General features: G+C 71.4%; 16 protein-coding genes. 9 read left to right on the top strand and 7 right to left on the bottom strand.

Annotated elements, in window-relative coordinates; all coding sequences use genetic code 11:
* Positions 1-8 precede the first annotated feature (8 nt).
* On the bottom strand, positions 9-1073 hold the full coding sequence (locus CBQ26_RS07795; protein ID WP_088248082.1) for a mannose-1-phosphate guanylyltransferase: 1065 nt from the start codon (positions 1071-1073) through the stop codon (positions 9-11).
* 113 nt (positions 1074-1186) lie between these two features.
* Between CBQ26_RS07795 and CBQ26_RS07800 the strand changes: the two genes are divergently transcribed.
* Complete coding sequence (locus tag CBQ26_RS07800; protein WP_088248083.1) at positions 1187-2596, top strand: phosphohexomutase domain-containing protein; 1410 nt, start codon at positions 1187-1189, stop codon at positions 2594-2596.
* Between the two features lie 383 nt (positions 2597-2979).
* A complete protein-coding gene (locus CBQ26_RS07805; RefSeq protein WP_088248084.1) occupies positions 2980-4242 on the top strand; it encodes a S8 family peptidase in 1263 nt (420 codons plus the stop codon).
* 269 nt (positions 4243-4511) lie between these two features.
* Here CBQ26_RS07805 and CBQ26_RS07810 read toward each other — a convergent pair whose 3' ends face one another.
* From CBQ26_RS07810 to CBQ26_RS07820, 3 genes are read right to left on the bottom strand one after another with little or no spacing between them, the layout of a single operon-like run.
* Positions 4512-6923, bottom strand: a complete 2412-nt coding sequence (locus tag CBQ26_RS07810) for a helicase-associated domain-containing protein (protein ID WP_088248085.1) — start codon at positions 6921-6923, stop codon at positions 4512-4514.
* Entirely contained in the window at positions 6920-7273 is a 354-nt protein-coding gene (locus CBQ26_RS07815) for a hypothetical protein (RefSeq protein ID WP_143342013.1), read from the bottom strand. Before CBQ26_RS07815 ends, CBQ26_RS07810 begins: the two co-directional genes overlap by 4 nt.
* A 54-nt stretch (positions 7274-7327) precedes the next feature.
* Positions 7328-9010 carry a DNA repair helicase XPB gene (locus CBQ26_RS07820; protein ID WP_172417984.1) on the bottom strand — a complete coding sequence of 561 codons (1683 nt, stop codon included), beginning with the start codon at positions 9008-9010 and terminating at the stop codon, positions 7328-7330.
* A gap of 103 nt (positions 9011-9113) precedes the next feature.
* On the opposite strand from CBQ26_RS07820, the gene CBQ26_RS07825 reads away from it, so the two are divergent.
* Positions 9114-10019: a DMT family transporter gene (locus CBQ26_RS07825; protein WP_229844390.1), complete on the top strand. Its 906-nt coding sequence runs from the start codon at positions 9114-9116 to the stop codon at positions 10017-10019.
* 69 nt (positions 10020-10088) lie between these two features.
* On the opposite strand, the gene CBQ26_RS07830 is transcribed toward CBQ26_RS07825, so the two are convergent.
* Both CBQ26_RS07830 and CBQ26_RS07835 read right to left on the bottom strand, forming a co-directional pair.
* Positions 10089-12011 (bottom strand): MDR family MFS transporter, encoded by a 1923-nt coding sequence (locus CBQ26_RS07830; protein ID WP_088248088.1) that lies wholly within the window; start codon positions 12009-12011, stop codon positions 10089-10091.
* The gene (locus tag CBQ26_RS07835) at positions 12008-12526 is read right to left on the bottom strand and encodes a MarR family winged helix-turn-helix transcriptional regulator (RefSeq protein ID WP_088248089.1); all 519 of its coding nucleotides are present in this window, start codon (positions 12524-12526) and stop codon (positions 12008-12010) included. The genes CBQ26_RS07830 and CBQ26_RS07835 overlap by 4 nt, the downstream gene beginning before the upstream one ends.
* Positions 12527-13609: 1083 nt before the next feature.
* On the opposite strand from CBQ26_RS07835, the gene CBQ26_RS07840 reads away from it, so the two are divergent.
* The gene (locus CBQ26_RS07840; RefSeq protein WP_088248090.1) at positions 13610-14953 is read left to right on the top strand and encodes an RNA-guided endonuclease InsQ/TnpB family protein; all 1344 of its coding nucleotides are present in this window, start codon (positions 13610-13612) and stop codon (positions 14951-14953) included.
* A gap of 109 nt (positions 14954-15062) precedes the next feature.
* Here CBQ26_RS07840 and CBQ26_RS22800 read toward each other — a convergent pair whose 3' ends face one another.
* Positions 15063-17528: a UvrD-helicase domain-containing protein gene (locus CBQ26_RS22800; protein ID WP_088248091.1), complete on the bottom strand. Its 2466-nt coding sequence runs from the start codon at positions 17526-17528 to the stop codon at positions 15063-15065.
* Positions 17529-17725: 197 nt separating this feature from the next.
* On the opposite strand from CBQ26_RS22800, the gene pelF reads away from it, so the two are divergent.
* From pelF to CBQ26_RS07870, 5 genes are all read left to right on the top strand, one after another.
* Entirely contained in the window at positions 17726-19189 is a 1464-nt protein-coding gene (gene pelF, locus CBQ26_RS07850; protein WP_088248092.1) for a GT4 family glycosyltransferase PelF, read from the top strand.
* Positions 19186-20667 carry a hypothetical protein gene (locus CBQ26_RS07855; protein ID WP_244898000.1) on the top strand — a complete coding sequence of 494 codons (1482 nt, stop codon included), beginning with the start codon at positions 19186-19188 and terminating at the stop codon, positions 20665-20667. The genes pelF and CBQ26_RS07855 overlap by 4 nt, the downstream gene beginning before the upstream one ends.
* The gene (locus CBQ26_RS07860; RefSeq protein WP_088248093.1) at positions 20664-21698 is read left to right on the top strand and encodes an SDR family NAD(P)-dependent oxidoreductase; all 1035 of its coding nucleotides are present in this window, start codon (positions 20664-20666) and stop codon (positions 21696-21698) included. Before CBQ26_RS07855 ends, CBQ26_RS07860 begins: the two co-directional genes overlap by 4 nt.
* A 68-nt stretch (positions 21699-21766) precedes the next feature.
* The gene (locus CBQ26_RS07865) at positions 21767-22501 is read left to right on the top strand and encodes a nucleotidyltransferase family protein (RefSeq protein WP_172417985.1); all 735 of its coding nucleotides are present in this window, start codon (positions 21767-21769) and stop codon (positions 22499-22501) included.
* Positions 22501-23391 (top strand): NAD-dependent epimerase/dehydratase family protein, encoded by an 891-nt coding sequence (locus CBQ26_RS07870; RefSeq protein WP_088248095.1) that lies wholly within the window; start codon positions 22501-22503, stop codon positions 23389-23391. Before CBQ26_RS07865 ends, CBQ26_RS07870 begins: the two co-directional genes overlap by 1 nt.
* Positions 23392-23408 lie beyond the last annotated feature (17 nt).

Raw genomic sequence — 23408 nt, forward strand, 5'->3', positions numbered from 1 at the left:
GCGCCCGTTCAGGCGAAACGCGCGAGGTCCGGGTTGGCCTTGAGCTGCTGCACGACCTTCTTGATGTCCTGCGTGCGGTCCTTGCGGACGACCAGGGTCACGTCCCCGGCGCGCACCACGACCACGTCCTCCAGGCCGATGGTGGCGATCAGGTCGTCGCCGCCCGTGGTGTACATGATCGCGCCGCCCGTGTCGAGGCTGACGTGGCGGCCCACCGCGACGTTCGAGCCGTCCCCCTTGAGCAGACGTTCCAGGGCGTTCCAGTCGCCCAGGTCGTCCCACCCGAAACTGGCGGGAATCACGGCGACGTTCCGGGCGCGTTCCAGGATGGCGTAGTCCACGCTGATCTTCGGCAGGTCCGGGTACACCTGCCGCAGGCCGCCGCGCACGCGGGCCGCCTCGGCCATCGGGCCGTACAGGTCCGGGACGAGCGTCTCGAACGCCGCGAGAATGGTGCTGACCTTCCAGATGAACATCCCGGAGTTCCACAGGTAGTTGCCGGTGTCCAGGAACCCCTGCGCGGTGTCCGCGTCGGGTTTCTCCGCGAATCGCTGCACGCGGTACACGCCGGTCTGCGCGTCCTGCTCTCCCTTCTCGATGTACCCGTAACCGGTCGCCGGGTACTGCGGCTGCATGCCCAGCGTGACGAGCACGTCGTTCGCCTGCGCGTACGCCACGGCGCGTTCCAGGGTCGCGGCGAAGGCAGCCGGGTCGTCCACGCGGTGATCGGCGGGGAACACGCCCATCACGGCGTCCGGGTCGTCGCGGTGCACGGTGAGCGCGCCGTACAGGATCGCGGCGGCCGTGTCGCGCGGCACGGGTTCGACCAGCAGGTTCTCCAGCGGCAACTCGGGCAGGTGCTCCAGCACGTGCGAGCGGTGCTCGTTCGCCGTGACGACCATCAGGCGTTCCAGGCCGCCGGGCAGCCCGGCCGTGAGACGTTCGGCGGTCGTCTGGAGCAGGCTGCGGCCGCTGGATTCCAGCGTCAGGAACTGCTTGGGTTTGCTCTTGCGCGACAGCGGCCAGAAGCGCTCGCCGCTCCCACCTGCCAGGATCACCGGGTAGAAGGTCATGCCGGTATCTTAAGCTCCGATGTCGCGGTGGACGCGTCGGTCTGCACAGGGAAGTGGGTGGCTGGGCAGGAAACCGGCGCGCCGCGGCGGCCGGTCAGGGTAGGCTGTGCCTCATGAAGCTCACTTTCGGCACTGACGGCTGGCGCGGCGTGATCGCCGACGAGTTCACGTTCGCCAACGTGGGGCGCGTGGCCCGCGCGCACGCGCAGGCGCTGCTGGACGCCGGGGGCCGTTCGGCGGTCGTGGCGCACGACACCCGCTTCCTGGGCGGCGCGTTCGCCCGCGCGGCCGGCGAGACGTTGCAAGCGGCCGGTCTGGACGTGACGGTCCTGACGGGCGCCACGCCCACGCCCGCGCTGTCATACGCGGTGCGGGCCGGTGGACACGCGGGCGGCGTGATGATCACGGCTAGCCACAATCCGGGGCAGTACCAGGGGTACAAACTCAAGGGGTCCTACGGTGGAAGCGCCACGCCCGCGCTGGTCGCCGAGGTCGAGGCGCGACTGGACGGCCCGCCCACGCCCCGAGCGGCCGGAGGGCTGAACGAGGCGGACGTCCGGGCCGAGTACCTGAGCGCACTGGCGCAGCTGGTGGATACCGGCGCGATCCGCCGGGCGGGCCTGCCGGTGTACCACGACGCGATGCACGGCGCGGCCGGAGGCTGGATCGAGGCGTTCACGCGCGAGTACCTGGGCGTGCCGTTCCAGGGGATGCGGGCCGCGCCGGACCCGCTGTTCGGGGGCGTGAACCCGGAGCCGATCACGCAGAACCTGCATTCCACCATGCAAGCCATGCGGGACGTGAGCGGCCCGGCGTTCGCGATGGTCACGGACGGCGACGCCGACCGCATCGGGGCGGTGCTGTCGGGCGGGCGGTTCTTCAACAGTCACCAGATCTTCGCGGTGCTGCTGCATCACCTCGCGTCGCAGGGGAAGCGGGGGATCGTGGTGCGGACGGTGTCCACGAGCGGGATTATCGAGCGGCTCGCGCAGCATCACGGGCTGCGGGTGGTGCAGACGCCGGTGGGCTTCAAGTACATCACCGAGGCGTTCCTGCACGGCGAGACGCACCCGGAGGACGCCGTGCTGATCGGCGGTGAGGAGTCCGGCGGGATCGGCGTGCAGGGGCACGTGCCCGAGCGCGACGGGCTGCTCAACGGTCTGCTGCTGCAGGAGGCGGTCGCGGTGACCGGCCTGGGGCTGGACGAGCAGTTCGCGCAGATCGAGGCGCTCGTGGACTTCCGGCACCATTACGACCGGGTGGACCTGCACCTGCCGCGCCCCATCGACCGGGCGGCCCTGATGGACGACGTGGCGGGCCTGGGGTCGCTGGGCGGCCACGCCGTGCAGGAGGTCGTCACGATGGACGGCGTGAAACTGGTGTTCGCAGGCGGGTACGGCATGGTCCGGGCGTCCGGGACCGAGCCGGTCGTGCGCCTGTACGTGGAAGCCCCGAGCGACGCGGAGGTGCAGGGCATCCTGACGGAACTGCGTGAACGGACGCTGCGGCACCTGCCGCGCTGAGGTCCGTCGCTCCGCGTCTGTGCGGATTCCGGCCCTTTCGCCTTCCGTCCGGACGGGCAGCGGGTGGCCGACGCCACGACTGGAATCCGCGTGAAGCACAGATGACCGGGATGGGTTGTCGGGTTTCAGCGCAGCGTCCTGATATAAGGGACGTTTAAAAGTGTGTCCTGGATTGTGTTTCCGGGAAAAATCAATACCGCTTGCCGTTCCCGTTCCCGCACCCACCTAGCCCACCCTCTGGTCAAGGTGCGGGGCAGTCACTATCCTCACCCGCAGTTCCAGACAACACCGCAACTGAACAGACCACCGCGCCCACCCACACGGCATTCCGGTGTCCTGTCCGGCCCTGCCCCATTGTCCACGGGAATTCCAGGAGGACTGCCATGAACGCACGACCGATGCCCGCCGCCCTTGCCCTGACCCTCGCCCTCGCCGCCTGCGGCGCGGCCCCCACCGCCGCCACGCCGGACAGCGGCAGCGCCCCGAGCGGCGTCCGCGGCAGCCAGAACGAGAACGCCATCGCCGGACAGTACATCGTGGTCCTCAAGGACGGCAGCGTGCCCCTGCCCATCACCGTGCAGAGCGTCGGCGGCCCCCTCAACGACCGCCTGAACGCCCAGGCCGTTACCAGCCTGATCAACACCCTGAACCTCGACCCGCAGGGCGCGGACATCCGTCACGTGTACGCCAGCGCCCTGAACGGCTTCTCCGGCAACCTCAGCGCGCAGAACCTCGCCCGCCTGCAGTCCGACCCCCGCGTGGACTACATCGAGCAGGACCAGATGATGGTCAGCACCGCCACCCAGAGCGGCGCCACCTGGGGCCTGGACCGCATCGACCAGCGCAACCTGCCCCTGAGCGGCTCCTACGTGTACAACCGCACCGGCAGCGGCGTGAACTCCTACATCCTGGATACCGGCATCAACACCGCGCACACCAACTTCGGCGGCCGCGCCGTCTGGGGCGGGAACTTCACGGGCGACGGCGTGAACAGCGACTGCGACGGCCACGGCACGCACGTCGCCGGCACGGTCGGCAGCAGCACCTGGGGCGTCGCCAAGAGCACGCAGCTGTGGGCCGTGAAGGTCCTCGACTGCAGCGGCAACGGCGCGAACAGCGGCATCATCTCCGCGCTGGACGCCGTCGTGGCACACAGCGTCACGGGCCGCAAGGTCGTCAACATGAGCCTCGGGCCGAGAACCCGTTCGGTCAGCGACGCCCTGGACGCCGCCGTGAACCGCGCCAACAGCAGCAACGTCGTGGTCATCGTGGCCGCCGGCAACAGCAACGACGACTCCTGCTTCTACAGCCCCGCCCGCGCCAGCGGCGCCATCGCCGTCGGCAGCACCACCCGGACCGACGCCCGCAGCTCGTTCAGCAACTTCGGCACCTGCGTGGACATCTTCGCGCCGGGCAGCGCCATCACCAGCACCTGGATCGGCTCGACGACCGCCACGAACACCATCGACGGCACCTCCATGGCCTCCCCGCACGTCGCGGGCGCCGCCGCCCTGATCCTCCAGGCCAACCCCACGGCCAGCAGCAGCACCGTCCGCAGCCTGCTGCTGAACGCCACCACCGCCAGCAAGGTCACGGGCGCCGGCACCGGCAGCCCCAACCGCCTGCTGTTCACCGGCAGCTTCTGAACCACCCGGCCTGAACGGGGCTCGCAGAGCGCCTCTCGTCAGGCCGGAGCGGGGCCGCACCTGCGCAGGGAACCATCCCTGGAGCTGCGGCCCCGCTTCACGTAGGCGCTCATACGGACTGCCGTTTGTTTCGCCGACAATCCGGCACTTCACCGCCCCTGCCGGCTCCACGTCCGGAGGGGCATTTCTCTCCCACTCTGCGGAGGGGCTCTCCTACTCGCTCCGCTCGGACCCAGCGGGCTTTACTGTCCCTTCAATCGGAGTCCCTCTCAGCGCAGCGCCATGCCGGTTACGTACTGAATGCGGATGTGGCGTTCCCTGGAGGCCTGCGCGCCCCGTCCCTTGCCGGGCTCTCCGATCAGCCGGGCGTTCAGGTACGGTGTGTTTCCGCTGCCGCGCTCGATGCTGAGGGGTTCGAGTTCCTCCAGCACGCTGCGCCCGGCGGTGGGATTGCCGGACCAGCCGACGTACTTCTCGACGTTGTACTGCACCAGCACCCGCTGCCCGGCCTCGATGGCGCTTTCCAGGAAGGCGCGTTTCTGGCGGGTGTCGTTCATGATGGTCAGTTCCGCCGAGCGGTTCTCCGGAACGGTCAGTTCGGTGGTGGGGCTCAGACCCAGGGCGTCCAGGGCGCGGCGCACGGCGTCCACGTTCGCGGCGTCCACCGTGAACAGGTTCGGGCCGATCACCGGGCCGATCAGGCCCCTGAGGCGCGGGTGCGTGGCCAGCGTGGCGGCCTGCGGGTGCGACAGCAGCGCCACGTTCGCCAGGGACGGCGGGGGCGTCTGACCACTCCAGACGCCCAGTTGCAGCCGCAACGCGCCGGGCAGGCGGCCCTTGACGCGCGCCTCCAGGTCCGGCAGGAACGACGCGGGCAGGCCGCCGGGCGACGTGGGCCGCAGTTCCAGGCGGCCGTCCGGGCGGGTGGTCACGCGGCCGCGCAGCAGTCCGCGGGCATGCAGGTCCACGCTGCCCTCGGCGCGGAAGGAACCGTCGGGGTTGAACGAGAAGGTCGGGGCGGGCGATCCGTCGGCCAGCAGGACCGGCGTGCCGGACGGCAGTTTGAAGTCGGTGCCGGCGGGCAGCAGGAACCGCTCGCCGACCGGCGTGCCGCCGAGTTTCTTCAGGGCGGCGGCGCGTTCGGCGGGCGTGGGGTATTCCAGCAGGCTGGCCGCGCGGTGCAGGGTCAGGCGGTCGCGGCGCGCCGCCCAGTCTTCCAGGCTGCGCTGCACGCCGGGCGCCAGGGGCGTGGCGGACCCGGCCTGCAATCCGGCCAGCAGATCCGGGAGGTTCAGGCCGCCTTCCAGCGCGGCGTACACGCTCTGGCGGGTCAGGCGGTACGACGCGGTCTGGCCGTCGAAGCGCGCGGCCTCGGCGGCGGCCAGCAGGGGCCACTGCTGCGGCGTGAGGTTGGCGGGGTACACCAGCAGGTCGAAGTTCGGTTGCAGGATCCAGGCCGGACCGGACGGGGCGGGCGGGGTCATGAGGTGCGCGGGCGTGACGGCCGAGTCCGGTCCCTCGCCGCTGACGTGCACGAGTCCGGCTGCGCTCAGCTGCCCGCGCAGTGCCACGGCCACCCAGCGGTCCAGCGCGTCGGGCCGGGCTGACTGGCCGGGCCGGGACCCCAGCAGTTCCGGCGGCGTGACCAGCCGGGTCAGGCGGATCACCTCGGCCTGGGTGGTCGCGTGCGGCAGGGCGCGCAGCACGGCGCCCAGCAGTCGCCGCACGACCGTGACCGAGTTGAAGGACACGCGGGCGTCCTCCGGATGGACGTGCCCGCTCGGGCCGCTCAGGACGGCGCGCAGCCGCGCCGGGTCGAGGGTCGTCAGGTGCCGCTCGGCCTGCGCGGTGACCGTCACGCGGTCGCCCTCGCGGATCATCAGGCCCAGGTTCAGGGCCGCGATCACCCAGCCTTCCAGGTCGTCCACGGCCGTGACGCTCCGGGCGAGGTTCTTCAGGGACGCGCGGCTGAGCGTGCCGGTCTTCGTGACGGCCAGCGGGTGCAGGCGCACGCCGCGCAGCACTTCCAGCAGCCGCAGGGGCGTCAGGTCCGTCTGGCCGGGCGCGGCCGGCACCTCGGTCGGGGGGGCCGTGATGGGCGGGGCGGGTTCCGGCGGCAGCAGGGGCCTCAGGCGCGGGTCGAGCAGGACCCGGCTGGGCAGCCGTCCCAGCGGTTCGAACTGGCTGTAGTACGACTGCATCCAGACGTTCGGCAGCGCCTCGGGCAGCAGCAGACCGCCGGTCAGCAGTTCCCACAGGGCGGCGGCCCCGGTGAATTCCGACACCGAGAAGTCCCCGACCCTGCCCCTCGGACCGCTGGCCACGCGCGGGTCGCCGCGCAGGTCCCGCAGGAACAGGAAGACGTGCAGGTCCCAGCCGTCCATGAATCCGCCCTGCCGGGCCACCTCGCCCAGTGCGGCGCGTTCCATGACGTTCAGGCTCGCCACCAGTGTCCGCAGCCGTTCCGGGCTGCTGCGTACCTCACCGATCACCTCGGCCGCGCGGGCGCCACTGCTGACCTTCTCGCCGACGTAGCGGGCCGCGATCCGCTGCTGGTACGGGCGAGGCAGGCGGCTGATGGAATCGTCGAAGTCCTGGGCCTTGCGTTCCTCCAGGGCCGCCACGGCGTCCAGCGCGACCTTCGCGTCGGCTTTCGTGAACGGGTCGCTGGAGCCACTCACGGCTGGCCTCCGTTCACGCGGGGCGTGTGCCCGGCGCGGCGCAGGGCGTCCAGCGCGGCGGCGTCCGTGCCGGGGCGCAGCAGCGCGAACGTCGGCGCGAGCCGCTCGGCGACGTGCGGACTCAGCCGCGCGTCGCTCAGCAGGGCGTCCAGGTCCGCCGGGTCCTGCACTTCGAGCAGGGTCAGGCCCGCGTGGACGGTCAGGCGCTCGGGAATGAAGGTGGGTTCCGGCAATGCCGGGGCGGCCTTGGAGCGGGAAGCTCTGGCCGGTGCGGGCGCGGCGGGCGTGATCGTCTCGTCAGGCCGCACCTTGGGGGGCCGTCCGCGTCGTTTGGGAGTCTGGTCGGTCATGAGGTACGTGCATCCTGCGCATGGAGCGGCGCCGTGTCAATGCACGCCCGGCGCCTACAGTTCGCTCTCGTCGATGATGTCGTACGTGTAGCCCTGCTCCGCGAGGAACAGCTGCCGGTGGTGCGCGTAATCCTCCTCGACGGTCTCGCGGGTGACCAGCGAGTAGAAGTGCGCGCCGCGCCCGTCGGCCTTGGGCCGCAGCAGCCGCCCGAGCCGCTGCGCTTCCTCCTGCCGGGACCCAAACGCGCCGGACACCTGCACGAGCACCTCGGCGTCCGGGAGGTCCAGCGCGAAATTCCCGACCTTGGAGAGCAGCAGCACCCGCAGCCGCCCCTCGCGGAACGCCTGGAACAGCCGTTCGCGCTCGCGCTGCGGGGTCTTCCCGCTGATCAGCGGCGCCTCCAGGTCGGCGGCCATCAGGTCCAGCTGGTCCAGGTACGAACCGATCACCAGGGTCGGGGCGTCCGGGTGGCGGGCCAGGACGGCGCGCAGCGCGCCGCGTTTGGCGGGATTCACGGCGGCCAGCGTGGGCTTCTGCCGGTCGGGCGCGGCGGCGTACGCGGGCCGCTCGTCGGCCGGGAGACGCAAGCGCACCTCGGCGCAGGTGGCGGCCGCGATCCAGCCCTGCGCTTCGAGGGTCTTCCAGGGCTGGTCGTAGCGTTTCGGGCCGATCAGGGCGAACACGTCGCCCTCGCGGCCGTCCTCGCGGACCAGGGTGGCGGTCAGGCCCAGGCGGCGGCGGGCCTGCACGCCGGCCGTCAGGCGGAACACCGGGGCGGGCAGCAGGTGGACCTCGTCGTAGATGATCAGGCCCCACTCGGCCGCGCCGATCAGGCTCATGTGCGCGTATTCCTCCCCGGCGGGCGCTCCGGGGCGGCGGTGCGTGAGCATCTGGTACGTGCACAGCGTCACGGGCGCCAGTTCCCGCCCGGCGGGGCGGCCCGGCGCGTACTCCTGCACGTCGTCCGGGGTCAGGTCCGTCTTGGCCAGAAGTTCGCGTTGCCACTGGTTCACGCTGGTGCGGTTGGTGGTCAGCACCAGCGTCCGCTGCCCCACGAGGCTCATGGCGACCATGCCGACCACGGTCTTGCCGGCGCCGGGCGCGAGGACGACCACGCCGGACCCGCCGGTGTCGCTGCCGCCCTGGTAGAACGCCTGCGCCGCCTCGCGCTGGTAGTCGCGCACGGTCAGGTCCGGTGCGAGCGTCACGGGGAACGGCGCACCGGGCGCGTACCCGGCGTGGTCGTCGACGGGCCACCCGGCGTCCATCAGGGCGCGTTTGAGTTCCCCGCGCGCTCCGGCGTCCACGGTGTACACCACGTCGCTCATGCGTTCGCGCAGCAGCGGCCCCACGGCCCGGTGGCGGGCCAGTTCGGTCAGCAGCGGTCCGTCGCCCGGCGCGGCGGACAGGATCAGCGCCTCGTCGAAACGGTCCAGGGTCAGGCGACCCCAGCGGCCCACCAGTTCGCGGATGTCGGTCACGACGTTCCCAGGCAGCGGGAATTTCGCGTGTCCTTCCAGCGCGCCCAGCATGGCGTCGGCGGTCATGCCGGTGCTCGCGGCGTTCCACAGTGACAGCGGGGTCACGCGGTACGTGTGCAGGTGTTCGGGGCTGCTGACGAGTTCCGCGAACGGCGCGATGGCCGCGCGGGCCTCGTCGGCGCGCGGGTTGAACGCCTCCAGGAAGACGCTGCGGTCCGCCTGCACGATCAGCGGGTTCATGGGGTCGGTCGGCATACGCCCGGCAGCATAGCGGCGCCCAGGGCGCAATGCGCGTATGGTGGGCCGCGATGCCCCGCCCTTCCCTGCCTGTCCTGTCCCGCCGGCGCGGCCGGTCCGCGTGACCGCGCCGGCCGTCACGCGCGTCTCCCGGCCCCTGCGCGGCGCGGCGCTGCTGGCGGGCGCGCTGCTGCTGTTCGCCTGCCTGGACGCCACCGTCAAGCACCTGACGGCCGAGTACCCGGTCCCACTGGTCGCCAGTGTCCGCTACGCGGTGCAGCTGCTGCTGATGACGGCCCTGCTCGCGCCGTCACGCGGGCGGGAACTGCTCGTCACGCAGCGGCCCTGGCTGGTCGCGGCGCGCTCGCTGACGCTGGTGCTGCTGACCCTCCTGATGAACTCGGCGCTGCAACGCCTGCCGCTGGCCGAGGCGACCGCCCTGTCGTTCGCGGCGCCGCTGCTGGTGGTACTGCTGGCCCAGCCGCTGCTGCGCGAGCGGGTCGGGTGGCTGCGCGGCGCGGGCGTCCTGGCGGGCTTCGCGGGCGTGCTGCTGATCGCCCGGCCCGGCGGGAACCTCGACCCGCTGGGCGTGACCCTGGCGCTGCTGGCGGCCGGGTCGAACGCCGCGTACCAGCTGCTCTCGCGGTTGCTGAGCGGCACGGAACGTCCGGTGAACCTGCTGTACTCCAGCGCCCTGATCGGCACGCTGTGTTTCGGGTTGATGCTGCCGTGGTTCCTGGACGGCCCGCCGCTGACGCCCCTGCGCGCCGCGCTGTTCCTGAGTCTGGGCGTCACGGGCGGCGGGGGGCACCTGCTGTTCACGCTGGCGTTCCGCGAGGCGCCCGCCTCGTTCCTGGCGCCCATCTCGTACCTGCAACTCGTGTGGGCGGCGCTGCTGGGCCTGCTGATCTTCGGTCACGTGCCCGACCCGCTGGCCCTGACCGGCATGGGCATCCTGCTCGCGGCGGGCGTGAGCGTGGCCGCCTTCGGAGGGCGCGGGAAGGAGGAAGCGGGCAGCAGGAAATAGGCGAGGCGGACAGCGAGGGAGGCCCGGACGCGATGTCCGGGCCTCCTCTCCTGCCTGTGGTGTGGTCGCTCAGCCTTCCAGGGAGGCGAGCCCGCCGGGTTCGCCCTTGCCTTCACCCTTGCGGGGCAGGCGCAGGTTCGGCATGGGCAGCGAGGCCAGCAGCGCCAGGAACGCCACGAGGATGCTCACGAGATAGATGCGGCTGACGGTCGTGGCGAACGCCACCTTGAACGCGCGGGCCACCCGGTCCAGGGTGGTGTCCGACTGCTTCACGGCCTCGGCCTGCGCGGTGTCCAGGCCCTGCGTGACGCCCGCGATGACCGCCTCGCGACCCTGCGGCGTGGCGATGGCCGGCGCGGTGATGGCGCGCAGCTGCTCGCCCAGTGCCGCCGGAACCTGCGGGCTGGCCGCGACCGCCTGGACCGCCGCGACGTTCCCGGTGTTCACGGCGTCCGTCACGGCCACGCGCAGGCCGCTGAAGCCTTCCTCGATGGCGCGACCGGCGCTCTGCTTGGCGGCCGCCGCGTCGAAGGCCACGCTGGGGCTGCCCTCACCGCCGCCCTGGGGGGCGCTGCTACTCATCGATTCGAGCTGGGCGCGCAGGGCGGGGGGCGCGTCGGCCCGGACGGGCGCCAGTTGACGGTCGATCTGGCCGGGCAGCGTGGCGGTCAGGATCGCGCCGAACACGGCGGTCCCGATGACACTCCCGAACTGCTGGAAGAACTGCCCACTACTGGTAGCCACGCCGATCTCCCAGGGTTTCACGGCGTTCTGGATGGCGAGGTTGTACAGCGGCAGCGCCGGCCCCAGGCCCAGGCCCAGCACGACCATGTACAGCACCACCTGCAGGTACGGCGTGTCGGCGTTCAGGGTGCTGAGCAGCCCGAAACCGCCCATCATGAGCAGCAGCCCGATCAGGATCATGGTCTTGTAGTACCCGAGGCGCGAGGCCAGCTGTCCGCTGCCGATCGCGCCGGCGATCAGGCCCATGGTCAGGGGGATCGTGGCGGTCCCGGCGGCCGTGGCGGACACGCCCTGCACGTTCACGAGGTACAGGCTCAGGAACAGGATGGCGCCCAGGAACGCCGCGCCGATGAAGAAGCGCGCCAGGACGCCCCACGCGAAGGTCGGGTTCCTGAACAGGCTCAGGGGCAGGATAGGGCTCTCGTGGCGGGACTCGACGAACAGGAACAGGCCCAGCGCGGCGGCGCTCAGGGCGAACATGCCCAGCACGACCGGGCTGGTCCAGGCGTACGTGCCGTCCGCGCCGAAGGTCAGGGCCAGCAGCAGCGGCACGCTGAACACGATGATCAGCAGAGCGCCCAGGTAGTCGATCTTGGGTTTCAGGCCGCTGGCGAGGCGGGGCATCTTCGTGAAGATGAACGCCAGCGCCACCAGCCCGATGGGCAGGTTCACGTAGAACACCCACCGCCACGAGATGTTGTCGGTCAGGAAGCCGCCCAGCAGCGGCCCGATCACGCTGCTCAGGCCGAACACCGCGCCGAACAGACCCTGGTACTTGCCGCGCTCGGCGGGCGCGAAGATGTCCGCGATGATCGCGAAGGCCACGCTGGTCAGGGCGGCCGCGCCGAGTCCCTGCAGGGCGCGGAAGACCACGAGCTGCATCATGCCGCTGCCGAACACGTTGTTCAGGAAGGGCTCACCGGCCATGCCGCACAGGGCGCTGCCGATCAGGAACACCACGATCCCGAACATCAGCACCGGCTTGCGGCCGTAGATGTCCGAGAGTTTCCCGTAGATGGGCACCATGGCGGTGCTGGCGAGCAGGTACGCGGTCGTCACCCAGGAGTACAGCGACAGACCGTCGAGTTCCTGCGTGATGCGCGGCAGTGCGGTCGAGACGATGGTCTGGTCCAGGGCGCTCAGGAACAGTCCGAGCAGCGTCCCGATCAGAATCAGGCGCTTGGTCGGGAAGTCCAGCGTCTCGGCGTAGTCGATGCGGCCCTCCGGGGCCTGCTGGGCGTGGGTCATTCGGGGTCCTCCGGGATGGGTGGGCGGGCGCGGTCCGGCTGCCGGGCGTCCTGGGCGCGCAGTTCGGTCATGACGGCCTCGATGGTGTCGGCGGCCGCGCCGAGCAGGTCCACGCCGACCCGCCCGAACACCTGCTGGTAGGTCTCGTTGAAGCGGCGGTCCATGCTGTCCAGGAAGGCGTGGCCGTCAGCGGTGAGGGCCAGCAGTTTGGCGCGGCGGTCGTCGGGGTTCTCGCGGCGTTCCGCGAACCCGCGCTGCACGAGGCGGTCGGTCAGGTGACTGGCAGCCGGGAGGCTCAGGCCGGTCAGGTCGGCCAGTCCGCCGATGCTCAGGGCGGCGTGGGCGCGCAGCTGGTGCAGGGCCGTCATCTGCGAGAAGCTCATGTCGTCGCCCTGCAACTGGTCCTGCATGGCGCGCATGAGTTGCCCGGACACGTAGCGGTGCAGGGCTTTCATCTGTTCGCCCAGGCGCTGGGCAGCGGCGGCCGGATCGGCGGGTGGGGAGTTCTGGTTCATCGTGTGGGTGCGCTCCTGTTCGCCTGTCCTGCCCCTGCGGGCCGGATGGGCCGCCTTCTGGCAGACGACCGGCTGAATTGCTCTCAATCCTGAAACTATTTTTGTTATCAAATAGTATTTATCATCACACCTGTCTGAGGTTTGAAAGAATTCATTCCTCGAAACGACCAACGGACGGCGCGCACGCCCGGGTCGAGCAGCATCTGGCGGACCGGGAGGGGGTCGGAGACGCCGCTGGGTTCGATCAGGACTTGGGCGGGCGGGCCGGGCGCGCCGAATTCGTTGACCACAGGCCTGACGCAAGCCCCTGGATTCATCCATGTGCGCCATCTAACGGCGCGATTTGATTACCTCTTCAGGAGGTCGAACTTGGTTCGTGGTTCGAGGGCTAGGTGACATGCGTCTATAATTGACAATTGTAGAGGTATGAAGCTCACTGACAAAAGTTCTTATACTGCTAGCCTACGGCGGTGGACAGACCAGCCCTGAGTTCTACGCAGACGAAAGAAACTTGCGTTTAAAGCGCCGTTAATCCGAACAGGTGAAATAAGGCTATTACACCTGAGCCAAAAGGCACGGTGGAGACCAAAGGGGCTATGGTTCCCTGATGGACGAACTTCGACCACCCGGCGCACAGCAAGCTGCTAAGGAACTCTAGATACGTCAATCGCGTTGGAATTTGGGAACTCCTACATCACTTCACCCGCAAGGGACGCGAAAATGTCAGCGTGTGAGAAGGAGGACGGAGGTGGCGTAGTAGCCCAATGCCTGTCTGTAATGGACGGGACATGGTGAAGGTCCACCAGGACAAAGGGAATGGAAAGTGACCCCCACTTCCTTATTCGTGGAGACGTTAGACAGGGCCTGTCCCTGAACAGACCGCGAATGCCGCAAGGCAAAGAAGATGAGGAGCTGGTACAAGTACCGGAGTCTGGAAAGCCGGATGCGATGAAAGTCGCACGTCCGGTTTGGAACGGGGGAAAGGCCGCGAGGCCCTACCTATCGTTACGGGGTCAGTCAGGCGGCGGCCCCACAGGGGCCGCCATGCTGTTCATGGCGGAATGCATGCAGTAGAATACGTCCATGGCGATAGGAAAACGGGGACGGGCAGTGCGGACCTACTTCGTCCGCAAGCTCACGCTCCCTGCCATCCTGAAACCCCGCCTGGACGAACTGAGCGCCGCCAGCGGCGCCCTCTACTCCCAGGTACTTACCACCTTCTGGCGTACCCTGCGCCGCTCCGCCGGGAAGCGCAAGGATCACCGCCGTAAGGCGGTGTTCCTCTCCAGCGGCACCTTGCAGAAACTCTTTCCCAAAGACCCAGCTGGCCTATTGCACTCCCACTCCTGCGACGCGGTCGTGGACGCCTTCATCGCCAGCATGGACTCCGCCCGGACCCGCAAGAAGACCGACCCGAAAGCTCGCTTCCCCAGACGACGCAAACGGTTCTTCAAAGTCACCTTCAAAAGCAGCGCCATCCGCGTGCGGGACGGACAGTTGATCCTCTCCACCGGAGACCGTGCACATCCGCTGGTCATCCCGTGGGCTTTTGATCTCCCCGTGAACGTGGAGATTGGCTGGAGAGCGTGTGGCGGGTACGAACTGCGGGCCATGTACGTCGATACCCGCCCGGTGCAGACCCCACTGGGGGATGGTGTGGCCGGCATCGACATCGGGGAGGCGCGGATCGCAGCCGTGTACGACGGGCAGGGCGTGCACCTGCACTCCGGCCGCCTCATCCGCGCGCGGAACCACTACGCGAACAAGCATCAAGCGAAGCTTGATGCCCGCATCGCCCGTAAGAAGAACGGCCGTCCACCGGGGCAGCGATCCTCAAAGCGGCTCCGTCGCCTCCAGCGGGCCCGGCGCACCCTCCGGGACCGCATCAAACGTCAGAACCGGGATCAACTCCGCAAGCAGGCCAGACAGGTTGTCTCCACCCTCCACGAGAGCCGGGTGCAGACGATCGCCGTGGGCGACCTCGGCGATATCCGAAACCGCATCGATTATGGGCCCAGGGCGAACCAGCAACTTCACGCCTGGATGTTCGGTCAGTTCCTGACCGAACTGAAAGCACAGGGGCGGAAGTTCGGACTGAAGATCATCGTCATCGATGAAGCGTTCACCTCGCAGACATGCCCATGGACGGGACAGCGGCGCAAACCACGCGGGCGGCACTTCGTGTCGCCCTGTGGGCAGCACCGCATGGATCGGGATGGGGTCGGCGCGGTGAATATCAGAGCGAAGTATCTGGAGATCCAGGCGGGCGGGGGAACAGCCTACGGGCGAACCCCCTCGCTGCCCTGGACTCCCGTACTGGTCGGTATGGCACCGACCACCTGGGGACAGCGCTTTCGTCCCCAGGTGTCACACGCGCAGTCCAGGCGTGGAGCCGTCTACAAGACGGCAAGAATCCCCGGCCTTTAGGCCTGGGGAGTGTCAAGGTCACGGGAATACGTCGATCGCTCACCCGATGATATTGATACATCTTTATCAATAAGGCAAGGGGGGTTCCTCACCCTGCCGCTCCCCCGGCTCACCCGGACGGACGCAGCGCCGCCAGCGTCGGCCCCGGCAGGTGCGTGCCCAGCGGCTCGAACGGCGTGTCCAGCGGCTCACCGGTCCGCGCGTGAAACCGCCACGTCTCCCCCGCCACCCGCACCGAGACGACACGCGGCCCCGCCCGCAGCAGCGTCCCGAACACCTCGCGGGCCACGCCGCCCTCCATGACCAGCACCCGCACGCCCTCCCCGTCCGGCGCGCCGAAGGCCGGAATGGCCCGCCGCGCCCGCCCCGCCGCGCCCTCCAGCGCGCGCAACGTGGCGACCTGCACGCACACGCGCACGCTGCCCCCGCCGGGCGGCGCCGGCGGGGGCAGCGCGCGGTCCAGCCGCGTCAGGCTCAGGGCCGCCCACTCGCGCAGGGTCACTCGGGCGTCCCCGGCCAGCGCACCCAGACGGGCCCGCAGCTCGGCGGCGTCCAGCAGGTCCGGCCCGCCGAACAGCGGCCAGTCCCGGTCGTCCGGTAGGCTCAGCGGCGGCGCGGGCTCCGGCAGGGCCGGGGCGCGCTGCGCGGCGCGCAGGGCCGCCCGCAACAGCGCCTCGTGTTCAGCGGACACACCCGCCACCGGTTCGCCAGGCAGGGCCGCCGCCCCTGGCAGGTTCGGCGCGACCCAGGTGGGCGTGCCGTCCGTGCGGGCGGTCAGGGCCGGCGGCTGCCAGCCGGGCGGCGCGGGCGGGCGCGGAGTGCGGGCGCGGCGGCCCGTCAGACCGACCGGAACGTCCGCCGGCGCCGCCCGAACGCGCGGCACTTCATCTGCCGGCTCCGCCGCGTCCGGTGCGGGGTCGGGACCGGTCGGGACGCGCAGGCCCTGCGCCCAGGCGTCCGCGCCGTACGCGAGGCGCAGGGTGGTGCGGGCGCGGGTGAACGCCACGAACTGCACGCAGCGTTCCTCCTGCGGGTCGCCGCCGCCCAGGGGCATCAGTTCCGGGTGCAGCAGCGTCACGCGCGGCCACTCCAGCCCCTTGGCGCGGTGGACGGTGCTCAGGGTGACCGCCGCGCCGTCCGTGCCCGCAGCGGGCGGCGCGTGCAGCTGCGCCAGCAGGGTCCGCAGGTCCTCCTGGCGGGCCGGGCCGCGCCGGGCGACGCGGCGGGCCAGCAGCAGCGCGCAGCGGCACAGGTCCCGCAGGTCCTGCGCGGCCCGGCGGGCGCGGCGGTCCCCGGCCGCCCCGGCACGCTCCAGGCTCTCCAGGTGGCCGGTCAGGTACGCGCTCAGGCCCTCGTCCGCCTGCTGGCGGGTGAAGGTGGGGGGCAGCGCGGTCCCCGCCACGTCCAGCAGCCGCCCGGCCAGATCACCGCCGGTCAGGTGGACCCGCACGCCGCGCGACAGCAGGTCCAGCGCCAGCCGCAGCAGCGGCGCGTTCAGGCGGCACAGGACCGCCTCGCCGGGCCGGACGTCCAGCCCGGCGGCGCTGACGTGCTCGACCGCGCCAGGGGGCGCTCCGGGCGCGGCCGTGATGAACGTACTGACCGTCCGGGCCGCCGCCACCACCGCCCGTGCGCAACGGAACGACACGCTCAGCGGCAGCTCCTGCGCGCCCAGCTCCCGCGCCAGGTCCAGCAGGCCCGCCGGGTCCGCGCCCGCGTACGCGTAGATCGCCTGCTCCGGGTCGCCGCACAGGATCACCCGGCCCGGCTGCCGGGCGCGCACGCCTGCGACGTGCTCCACGAACGCCCGGCGCAGCGGCGTCAGGTCCTGCGCCTCGTCGACCAGCGCCGTGCGGACCGCGCCGCGCCCCAGCCCCAGGTGCAGCGGCAACCACAGCATGTCCGCATGATCGATCACGCCCGACTGCCGGAACGCGGCGGCACTCAGGTCCGGCAGTCGCCGCAGCGCGTCCAGCAGCGCGCCGTCCGCACCGTCGCCCAGCAGGTCACGCAGGGCGCCGCTCAGGGCCGGGTGGGCGTCCGGGGCGGGCCAGCCGCTCAGGCTGAGCAGCAGGGCGCGGTCGTCCGGGTCCCCGGCGTCCAGCGTGAGTTCCCGGCAGGTGTCCCACGCGCGGCCCAGCGCGCCCAGCAGCGCCCGCCGCGCCGCCGCGTCGCCCGGCGCCCGCGCGGGCGGCAGCAGCCCGGCCTCCTCAATCAGGCGGGCCGTCTTACCGGGTTGCAGGTCCGGTCCCGCCTGCGGTCCGGCCCCCCGGCGCCCTCCCTGCAGTTCGCGGACCAGCAGCCCCAGCCCGTGCGCGTGCAGGGTCCGGGCCGGCAGGTCCGGCGGCAGGCGGCCCGCCACGCCGGCCGTCGCGTGGCGGTTGTACACGAAGTACACGCTGCGCGGCCCGGCGTGCCACGCCGCCTCGGTCAGGGTGGTCGTCTTGCCACTGCCGGCCGTCGCGCGGATCAGCAGGTGCCGCCCGGAATCCCGCACCGCGCTCACCACCGCCGCCTGCTCGGCCGTGAAATGAGCCGGAACGGGACGGACAGGGAGAGGCCGTGGGTCGATCATGCGCCGCTGCCCATCATGCCGCGCCGCGCCGCCAGGCGATAGGGACACGGGGGCAGGCCGGGACGGACAGCAGGCGTAATTTTCTTCACAAATTCCACATCATGATGTATGATTTCTCTCACCAGAGCCGGATGTCTGTGGAGTTCCTCACGCCGTGTGGACTGCTGCGTTCCTGAACCTGGGTCGGAGAGTCCGCCATGACCAGCCACCACGCTTCCCCCGCACTGAGGATCGCCCTGTACAGCGAAGGCACGTACCCACAGGCCCAGGGAGGCGTGAGCGTCTGGGTGGACCAGCTGGTGCGCGGACTGGAAGACCACACCTTCGAGGTCCGGGCCGTTTCCGGCCTGCGGTACGGTCAGCCGGCGATGGAACTGCCCGCCAACGTCCACGCCGAGCAGGTGCCGCTGTGGAGCGACCCGCCGCCCGCCGGACCGCGCGACCCCGCGTGGCAGCGTCAGCTGACCGACGCCTACGGCACCCTGATCGGCGCGCTGTGCACCCTGGACCTCGACGCTTTCGAGACGGCGCTGCGGACCCTGAGCGCCCTGGGCCGCCGCGGCGGTTTCACCGCCACCCTCGAGGGCCGGCGGGTCACCACCCTGACCCTGACGCTCTGGAGTGAGCACGCGGCCCGGCAACGCCGTGACCGCGCGCCGGACGACCCGCACCTGCCCACACCCAGCGTGGCGGACGCGCTGGACGTGCAGGTGTGGCTGGAGCACGCCCTGCGGCCCCTGAGCAGCCCGGCGCCGCTGGCCCAGGTCGGGCACGCGGTCAGCAACGGGTTCGCCGGTCTGCTGGCCCTGCACGGCCTGTGGACGCACGGCACGCCGTTCATCCTGACCGAGCATGGCGTGTACCTGCGTGAACGTTACCTGGAATTCCGCCGCGCCGGGTACTCGGCCGGGTTCAAGGGCCTGCTGCTGCGCTTCTACCGCCTGCTGTGCAGCCTGACGTACCGCCGGGCGGCGCTGGTGATGCCGGGCTCGCAGTACAACCGCCGCTGGGAGGAGCGGCTGGGCGCCGACCCTGGCCGGATCCGCTGCGTGTACAACGGCATTGACCCGGACGTGTTTCCGCCCGCCGAACTGGAACCGGCCGAACCGGTCATCAGCTGGGTCGGACGCATCGATCCGCTCAAGGACATCGAGACGCTGATCCGGGCGTTCAATCTGGTGCACCGGCAGCGGCCCGACGCGAAACTGCGGCTGTTCGGCGGGACGCCCGCCGGCAACGAGAGCTACGCGCAGACCTGCGTGGACCTGACGCACGGACTGCGCCTCCAGGGCAGCGTGACCTTCGAGGGCCGCGTGGAGGACATCACGGACGCCTACCGCGCCGGGCAGGTCGTGGCGCTCACCAGCGTCAGCGAGGGCTTCCCGTACACCGTGATTGAGGCGATGGCGATGGGTCGCCCCCCGGTCGCCACCCGCGTGGGCGGCGTGCCCGAGGCGGTGGGGAACGCCGGGTTGATCGTCCGCCCCCGCGACGTGATGGGCGTCGCCAGCGCCCTGGGTCGCCTGCTGGACGACGCGGCTCTGCGGCAGCGGCTGGGCGCGGCGGCCCGCGAGCGGGTCATGGAACTGTTCACGCTCGACGGCTGTCTGGTCGCCTACCGCCGCGCCTACCCGGCGGCCCTGACCGGGAGCGCCCGGTGAGCGGTCAGGCCCTGCCGCCGCCCGGCGGGTACCCCGGCCTGCAACGGGTCCGGATCGGCGGGACGCCCGGCGAGGAAGCGCTGTCGGGCCTCCCTCAGGCCGGCTGGTCCGAGACGGGCGCTTCCCGCCGGGCCGGGTCGGACCTGCGGGCCGACCGGGCAGCGGGGGACCTGCCGGAACGCCTGCGCGAGATCGACCTGACCCTCGCCCCGGAACGGGAACGGGTAATCGACATCGAGGAGATCGCCGCGTACCTGGAATCCGACGGGCTGGGCGACGAGGTGCTGCGAGACCGTTACGGCACTGCCGGCCTGTTCGACGCGGCCGGGCGCCTGTACCGGCAGCGTGGCACCGGACGCGCCCTGCACCGCCCCGTCCGGACGGCCGCTCCGCCGTTCCCTTGGCGGACGCTCCTGCGCGGCCCGCTGTACCTGCTGCCGGGCCTGTCGGGGCTGCTCGTGGCCCGCGAGATGGGCGCCGGCGCGGCCGCCGCGTTCGCCTTCGCGGCGGCCTTCGGTTGGGGCTGGACGATGCTGATCGCCGGCGTCCGGCACGCCGAGCCACGCGGCGTGCCGGGGCGGGCGCTGCGGCTGGCGACGCTGCTGGGCGGCCTGACCGGCGTGCTCGGCGGGGGGCTCGCGGCGGCCCTGAACGCCGCGCCGGACACCGTGACCGCAGGGGTCGTCGCGTCCGGCGCGGCGGTCGGGGGGGCCGTGGCGCTCTCCACGGCCGCCGCCGGCGTCCTGCTGGCGCTGGGACGCGCCGGACTGTTCGCCGGGGCGTTCGCCAGTCCGCTGCTGGCCGCCGGGATCGTCTGGGCGGCGCCGTCACGGACGGGCGCGCTGCTGGCGCTGCTGCTGCTCGCACTCGTGCCGCTGCTGACCGCGCTGAGCGTGACCCGCGCGTCCGGCGCCCTGCCGGCCGGCTGGGACACGCTGCGCCCGCACCTGCGGCACGCCGCGTACGGCTGGGCACTGGCGCTGACGTTCGTGCTGCTGACCGGACGGCTGGGCGCGTGGACGCTGCTGCCGCTGGTGGTCGGCACCGGCCTGCTGGAAGCCGGCGTGCGGCACGCCCAGCGGCAACTGCAGCACGCGGCCCGGCAGAGTCAGGACCTGCGTTCGCTGCGCCGCGCCGGGCTGCCGGTCCTGCCGCTGGGCGCCGCGACCTACGCGCTGGCGCTGGCCGGCTGGGTGTTCCTGGCGGGCGAGTTGCCCGTTCCCGCGTGGATGCGGCCTCATCCGGACGCCTGGGCGCTGGTGCCGGCCTACGGCGCGGCCGCGCTGCTCAGCGCGTGGCTGGCCAACCACGGGCAGGCCGCCCTGCTGACCGGGCTGTGGCTGCTGCTCGCGGCGCTGCTGGCCTCCCCGCTGGCGCCGCCCGCCACGCCGCCCCTGACCGTGACACTGCTCGGCTTCTGCGCGGTCCTGACGGTCCTGTCGCTGCGCGCCCTCCTCGATCCCCGGAGTTACCGATGACCCAGCTGCTTCCGGCCGCCCCCCGCACGTCCGCCTCCTCCCGCCCGCTGGTGGCCGTGACCGGCGCGGACGGTTTCATCGGCTCGCACCTCACCGAGGAACTCGTGCGCGCCGGGTACCGCGTGCGCGCCATGGCGATCTACAACTCGCAGGGGTCGTACGGCTGGCTCGATCAGGTCGGCCCGGAGGTCATGCAGCATGTCGAGGTGCAACTCGGTGACGTGCGGGACGCCGGCAGCGTGCGTGCCCTGATGCGCGGCGCGCAGACCACGTACCACCTCGCGGCGCTGATCGCCATTCCGTACTCGTACGTCGCGCCCCGCTCGTACGTGGAGACGAACGTGACCGGCACCCTGAACGTCCTGGAAGCCGCCCGCGAACTCGGCACGGCCCGCGTGGTCCACACCAGCACCAGCGAGGTGTACGGCACCGCCCGCACGGTCCCCATCCACGAGACGCACCCGCTGCAGGGGCAGTCGCCGTACTCGGCCACCAAGATTGGCGCGGACAAACTCGCCGAGAGCTACCACCTGAGTTTCGGCCTGCCAGTCGTGACGCTGCGCCCCTTCAACACGTACGGCCCGCGCCAGTCGGCCCGCGCAGTCATTCCGACCATCATCAGTCAGGTGGCCGCCGGGCAGCGTGACATCCGCCTGGGCGACCTGCGCCCCACCCGTGACTTCAATTTCGTGACCGACACCGCCCGCGCCTTCCGCGCCGTGGGCGAGGCGGGTCCCGAGGTGCTGGGCCGCACCCTGAACGCCGGTTCGGGCCGCGAGATCAGCGTCGGGGACACCGTCCGCCTGATCGCGCAGGTCATGGGCGCCGAGTTGCAGGTGTCGCAGGAGGACGCCCGCCTGCGCCCGGAAGGCAGCGAGGTCATGCGCCTGCTCGCCGATCACCGTGAACTGACCGCCCTGACCGGCTGGGAGCCGCGCGTGCCGCTGGAAGAGGGCCTGCGCCGGACCGCCGGGTGGTTCACGGACAACGCCAACCTCGCCCGTTACCGCGTCGGCGAGTACACCATCTGAAGCCGCCCGCAGCCCAGTCCGCCCTGCTCGCCGCGCCCACCGTCGCCCGTGGGAAAAGGAGTGCCGTCATGCACGCAGTCATTCTGGCCGGAGGAAAAGGCACCCGCCTGCGACCCTACACGACCTGCGTTCCGAAACCGCTCGTGCCGATCGGCGACACCCACTCGATCCTGGAAATCGTGCTTTATCAGCTGCGGGCACATGGGTTCACGCGCGTCACGCTGGCCATCGGCCACATGGGGCACCTGATCCGCGCGTTCGTGGGTGACGGCAGCCGCTACGGCCTGAACGTGGACTACACCGACGAGCCCACGCCCCTGGGCACCATCGGCCCGGTGCTGAACCTGCTGCCCGCCCTGCCGGAACACTTCCTGATCATGAACGGCGACGTGCTGACCGACCTGGATTACGGAGCGTTCCTGCGCCGGCACATGCAGGCGCCCGCCCCGGTGACGGTCGCCACGTACCGCCGCGAGATCCGCAGCGAGTTCGGCGTGCTGGGCGTGGACGACAGCGGAAAGCACATCGTGGCGTTCCGGGAGAAGCCCAGCGTGCCGTTTCAGGTCAGCATGGGCGTGTACGCCATGACCCGCGCCACCCTGAACCGCTACCAGCCGGGGCAGGTGCTGGGGTTCGACACCCTGATCCTGGACCTGCTTGCCGCGGGCGAGCGGCCGGGCAGCGACCCGTTCAGCGGGTACTGGCTGGACATCGGCCGGCCCGAGGATTACGACACGGCCAACGAGCAGTGGAGCACCATGCAGCACGTGCTGCTGCCTGTCAGTCCCAGCGCGGCCGACTGATGAACGGGCCGATCGTGGTGCTGGGCGCGGGCGGCTTCCTGGGGCGTCACGTCACGGCGGCGCTGAGGGAGCGCGCCCGGCCGGTCCGCTGTCCGGGCCGCGCGGACGACCTGCTGCTCCTGACCCCTGCCGACTGGGACGACCTGCTGCGCGGCTGCGGCGGCGTCATCAACGCCGCCGGCCGCACCGCCGGCCCCGAAGAGACGCTGGAGGCAGCCAACGTGCAACTGCTGAACGCTGCGCTGGACGGAGCCGCGCGCCTGCACGTGCCGCTCGTGACCTTCGCCTCGGCCGCCGAGTACGGCCGCACGCCGGAAGGGCACGCCTCGCAGGAAACCGACGAACCCCGCCCGCTCTCGGCGTACGGACAGAGCAAACTGCGCGCCACGCAGGCCCTGCAACGGGCCGTGCAGCAGGGACGGGTCCGCGCCGCCGCCCTGCGCCTGACCAACCCGCTCGGGGAGGGCGTCGGGGAGCACACCCTGCCCGGCCGGGCCGCCCGTGAACTGCGGCAGGCCGCGCAGCTCCGGCTGGATTCGGTGCGGTTCGGGCCGCTGGGTGCGCGGCGGGACTTCATTGACGCCCGCGACGCCGCCCGCGCCGCGCTGCACCTGCTGGACCGGTTGCAGGCGAGCGCCACGCAGGAACTGCCGGACGTGATCAACGTCGGCAGCGGCGAGGCCCGCCCGGTGCGTGACCTGATCACGGAACTGGCCGCGCGCCTCGGGTACGGAGGCGCGATCCTCGAGGACGCGCCGGGCAGTCCCCGCAGCAGCGACGTGCCGTACCAGCGCGCCGACCTGACCCGCCTGCACGCGACCGGCTTCCGCGCCCGTCACTCCTTCGGCGACAGCCTGCGCCGCCTGACGGACCGGCCCGTCCTGACCTGACCGCCCGGCCCGCCCCT

This window comes from Deinococcus indicus (assembly GCF_002198095.1).
GTDB classification, from domain to species: Bacteria; Deinococcota; Deinococci; order Deinococcales; family Deinococcaceae; genus Deinococcus; species Deinococcus caeni.

Bases quoted from the DNA above. Each gene is read 5' to 3' on its own strand.
- CBQ26_RS07795 (WP_088248082.1), bottom strand. From the start codon at position 1,073: ATGACCTTCTACCCGGTGATCCTGGCAGGTGGGAGCGGCGAGCGCTTC.
- CBQ26_RS07800 (WP_088248083.1), top strand. From the start codon at position 1,187: ATGAAGCTCACTTTCGGCACTGACGGCTGGCGCGGCGTGATCGCCGAC.
- CBQ26_RS07805 (WP_088248084.1), top strand. From the start codon at position 2,980: ATGAACGCACGACCGATGCCCGCCGCCCTTGCCCTGACCCTCGCCCTC.
- CBQ26_RS07815 (WP_143342013.1), bottom strand. From the start codon at position 7,273: ATGACCGACCAGACTCCCAAACGACGCGGACGGCCCCCCAAGGTGCGG.
- CBQ26_RS07820 (WP_172417984.1), bottom strand. From the start codon at position 9,010: ATGCCGACCGACCCCATGAACCCGCTGATCGTGCAGGCGGACCGCAGC.
- CBQ26_RS07830 (WP_088248088.1), bottom strand. From the start codon at position 12,011: ATGACCCACGCCCAGCAGGCCCCGGAGGGCCGCATCGACTACGCCGAG.
- CBQ26_RS07835 (WP_088248089.1), bottom strand. From the start codon at position 12,526: ATGAACCAGAACTCCCCACCCGCCGATCCGGCCGCCGCTGCCCAGCGC.
- CBQ26_RS07840 (WP_088248090.1), top strand. From the start codon at position 13,610: ATGGCGATAGGAAAACGGGGACGGGCAGTGCGGACCTACTTCGTCCGC.
- CBQ26_RS22800 (WP_088248091.1), bottom strand. From the start codon at position 17,528: ATGATCGACCCACGGCCTCTCCCTGTCCGTCCCGTTCCGGCTCATTTC.
- pelF (WP_088248092.1), top strand. From the start codon at position 17,726: ATGACCAGCCACCACGCTTCCCCCGCACTGAGGATCGCCCTGTACAGC.
- CBQ26_RS07860 (WP_088248093.1), top strand. From the start codon at position 20,664: ATGACCCAGCTGCTTCCGGCCGCCCCCCGCACGTCCGCCTCCTCCCGC.
- CBQ26_RS07865 (WP_172417985.1), top strand. From the start codon at position 21,767: ATGCACGCAGTCATTCTGGCCGGAGGAAAAGGCACCCGCCTGCGACCC.
- CBQ26_RS07870 (WP_088248095.1), top strand. From the start codon at position 22,501: ATGAACGGGCCGATCGTGGTGCTGGGCGCGGGCGGCTTCCTGGGGCGT.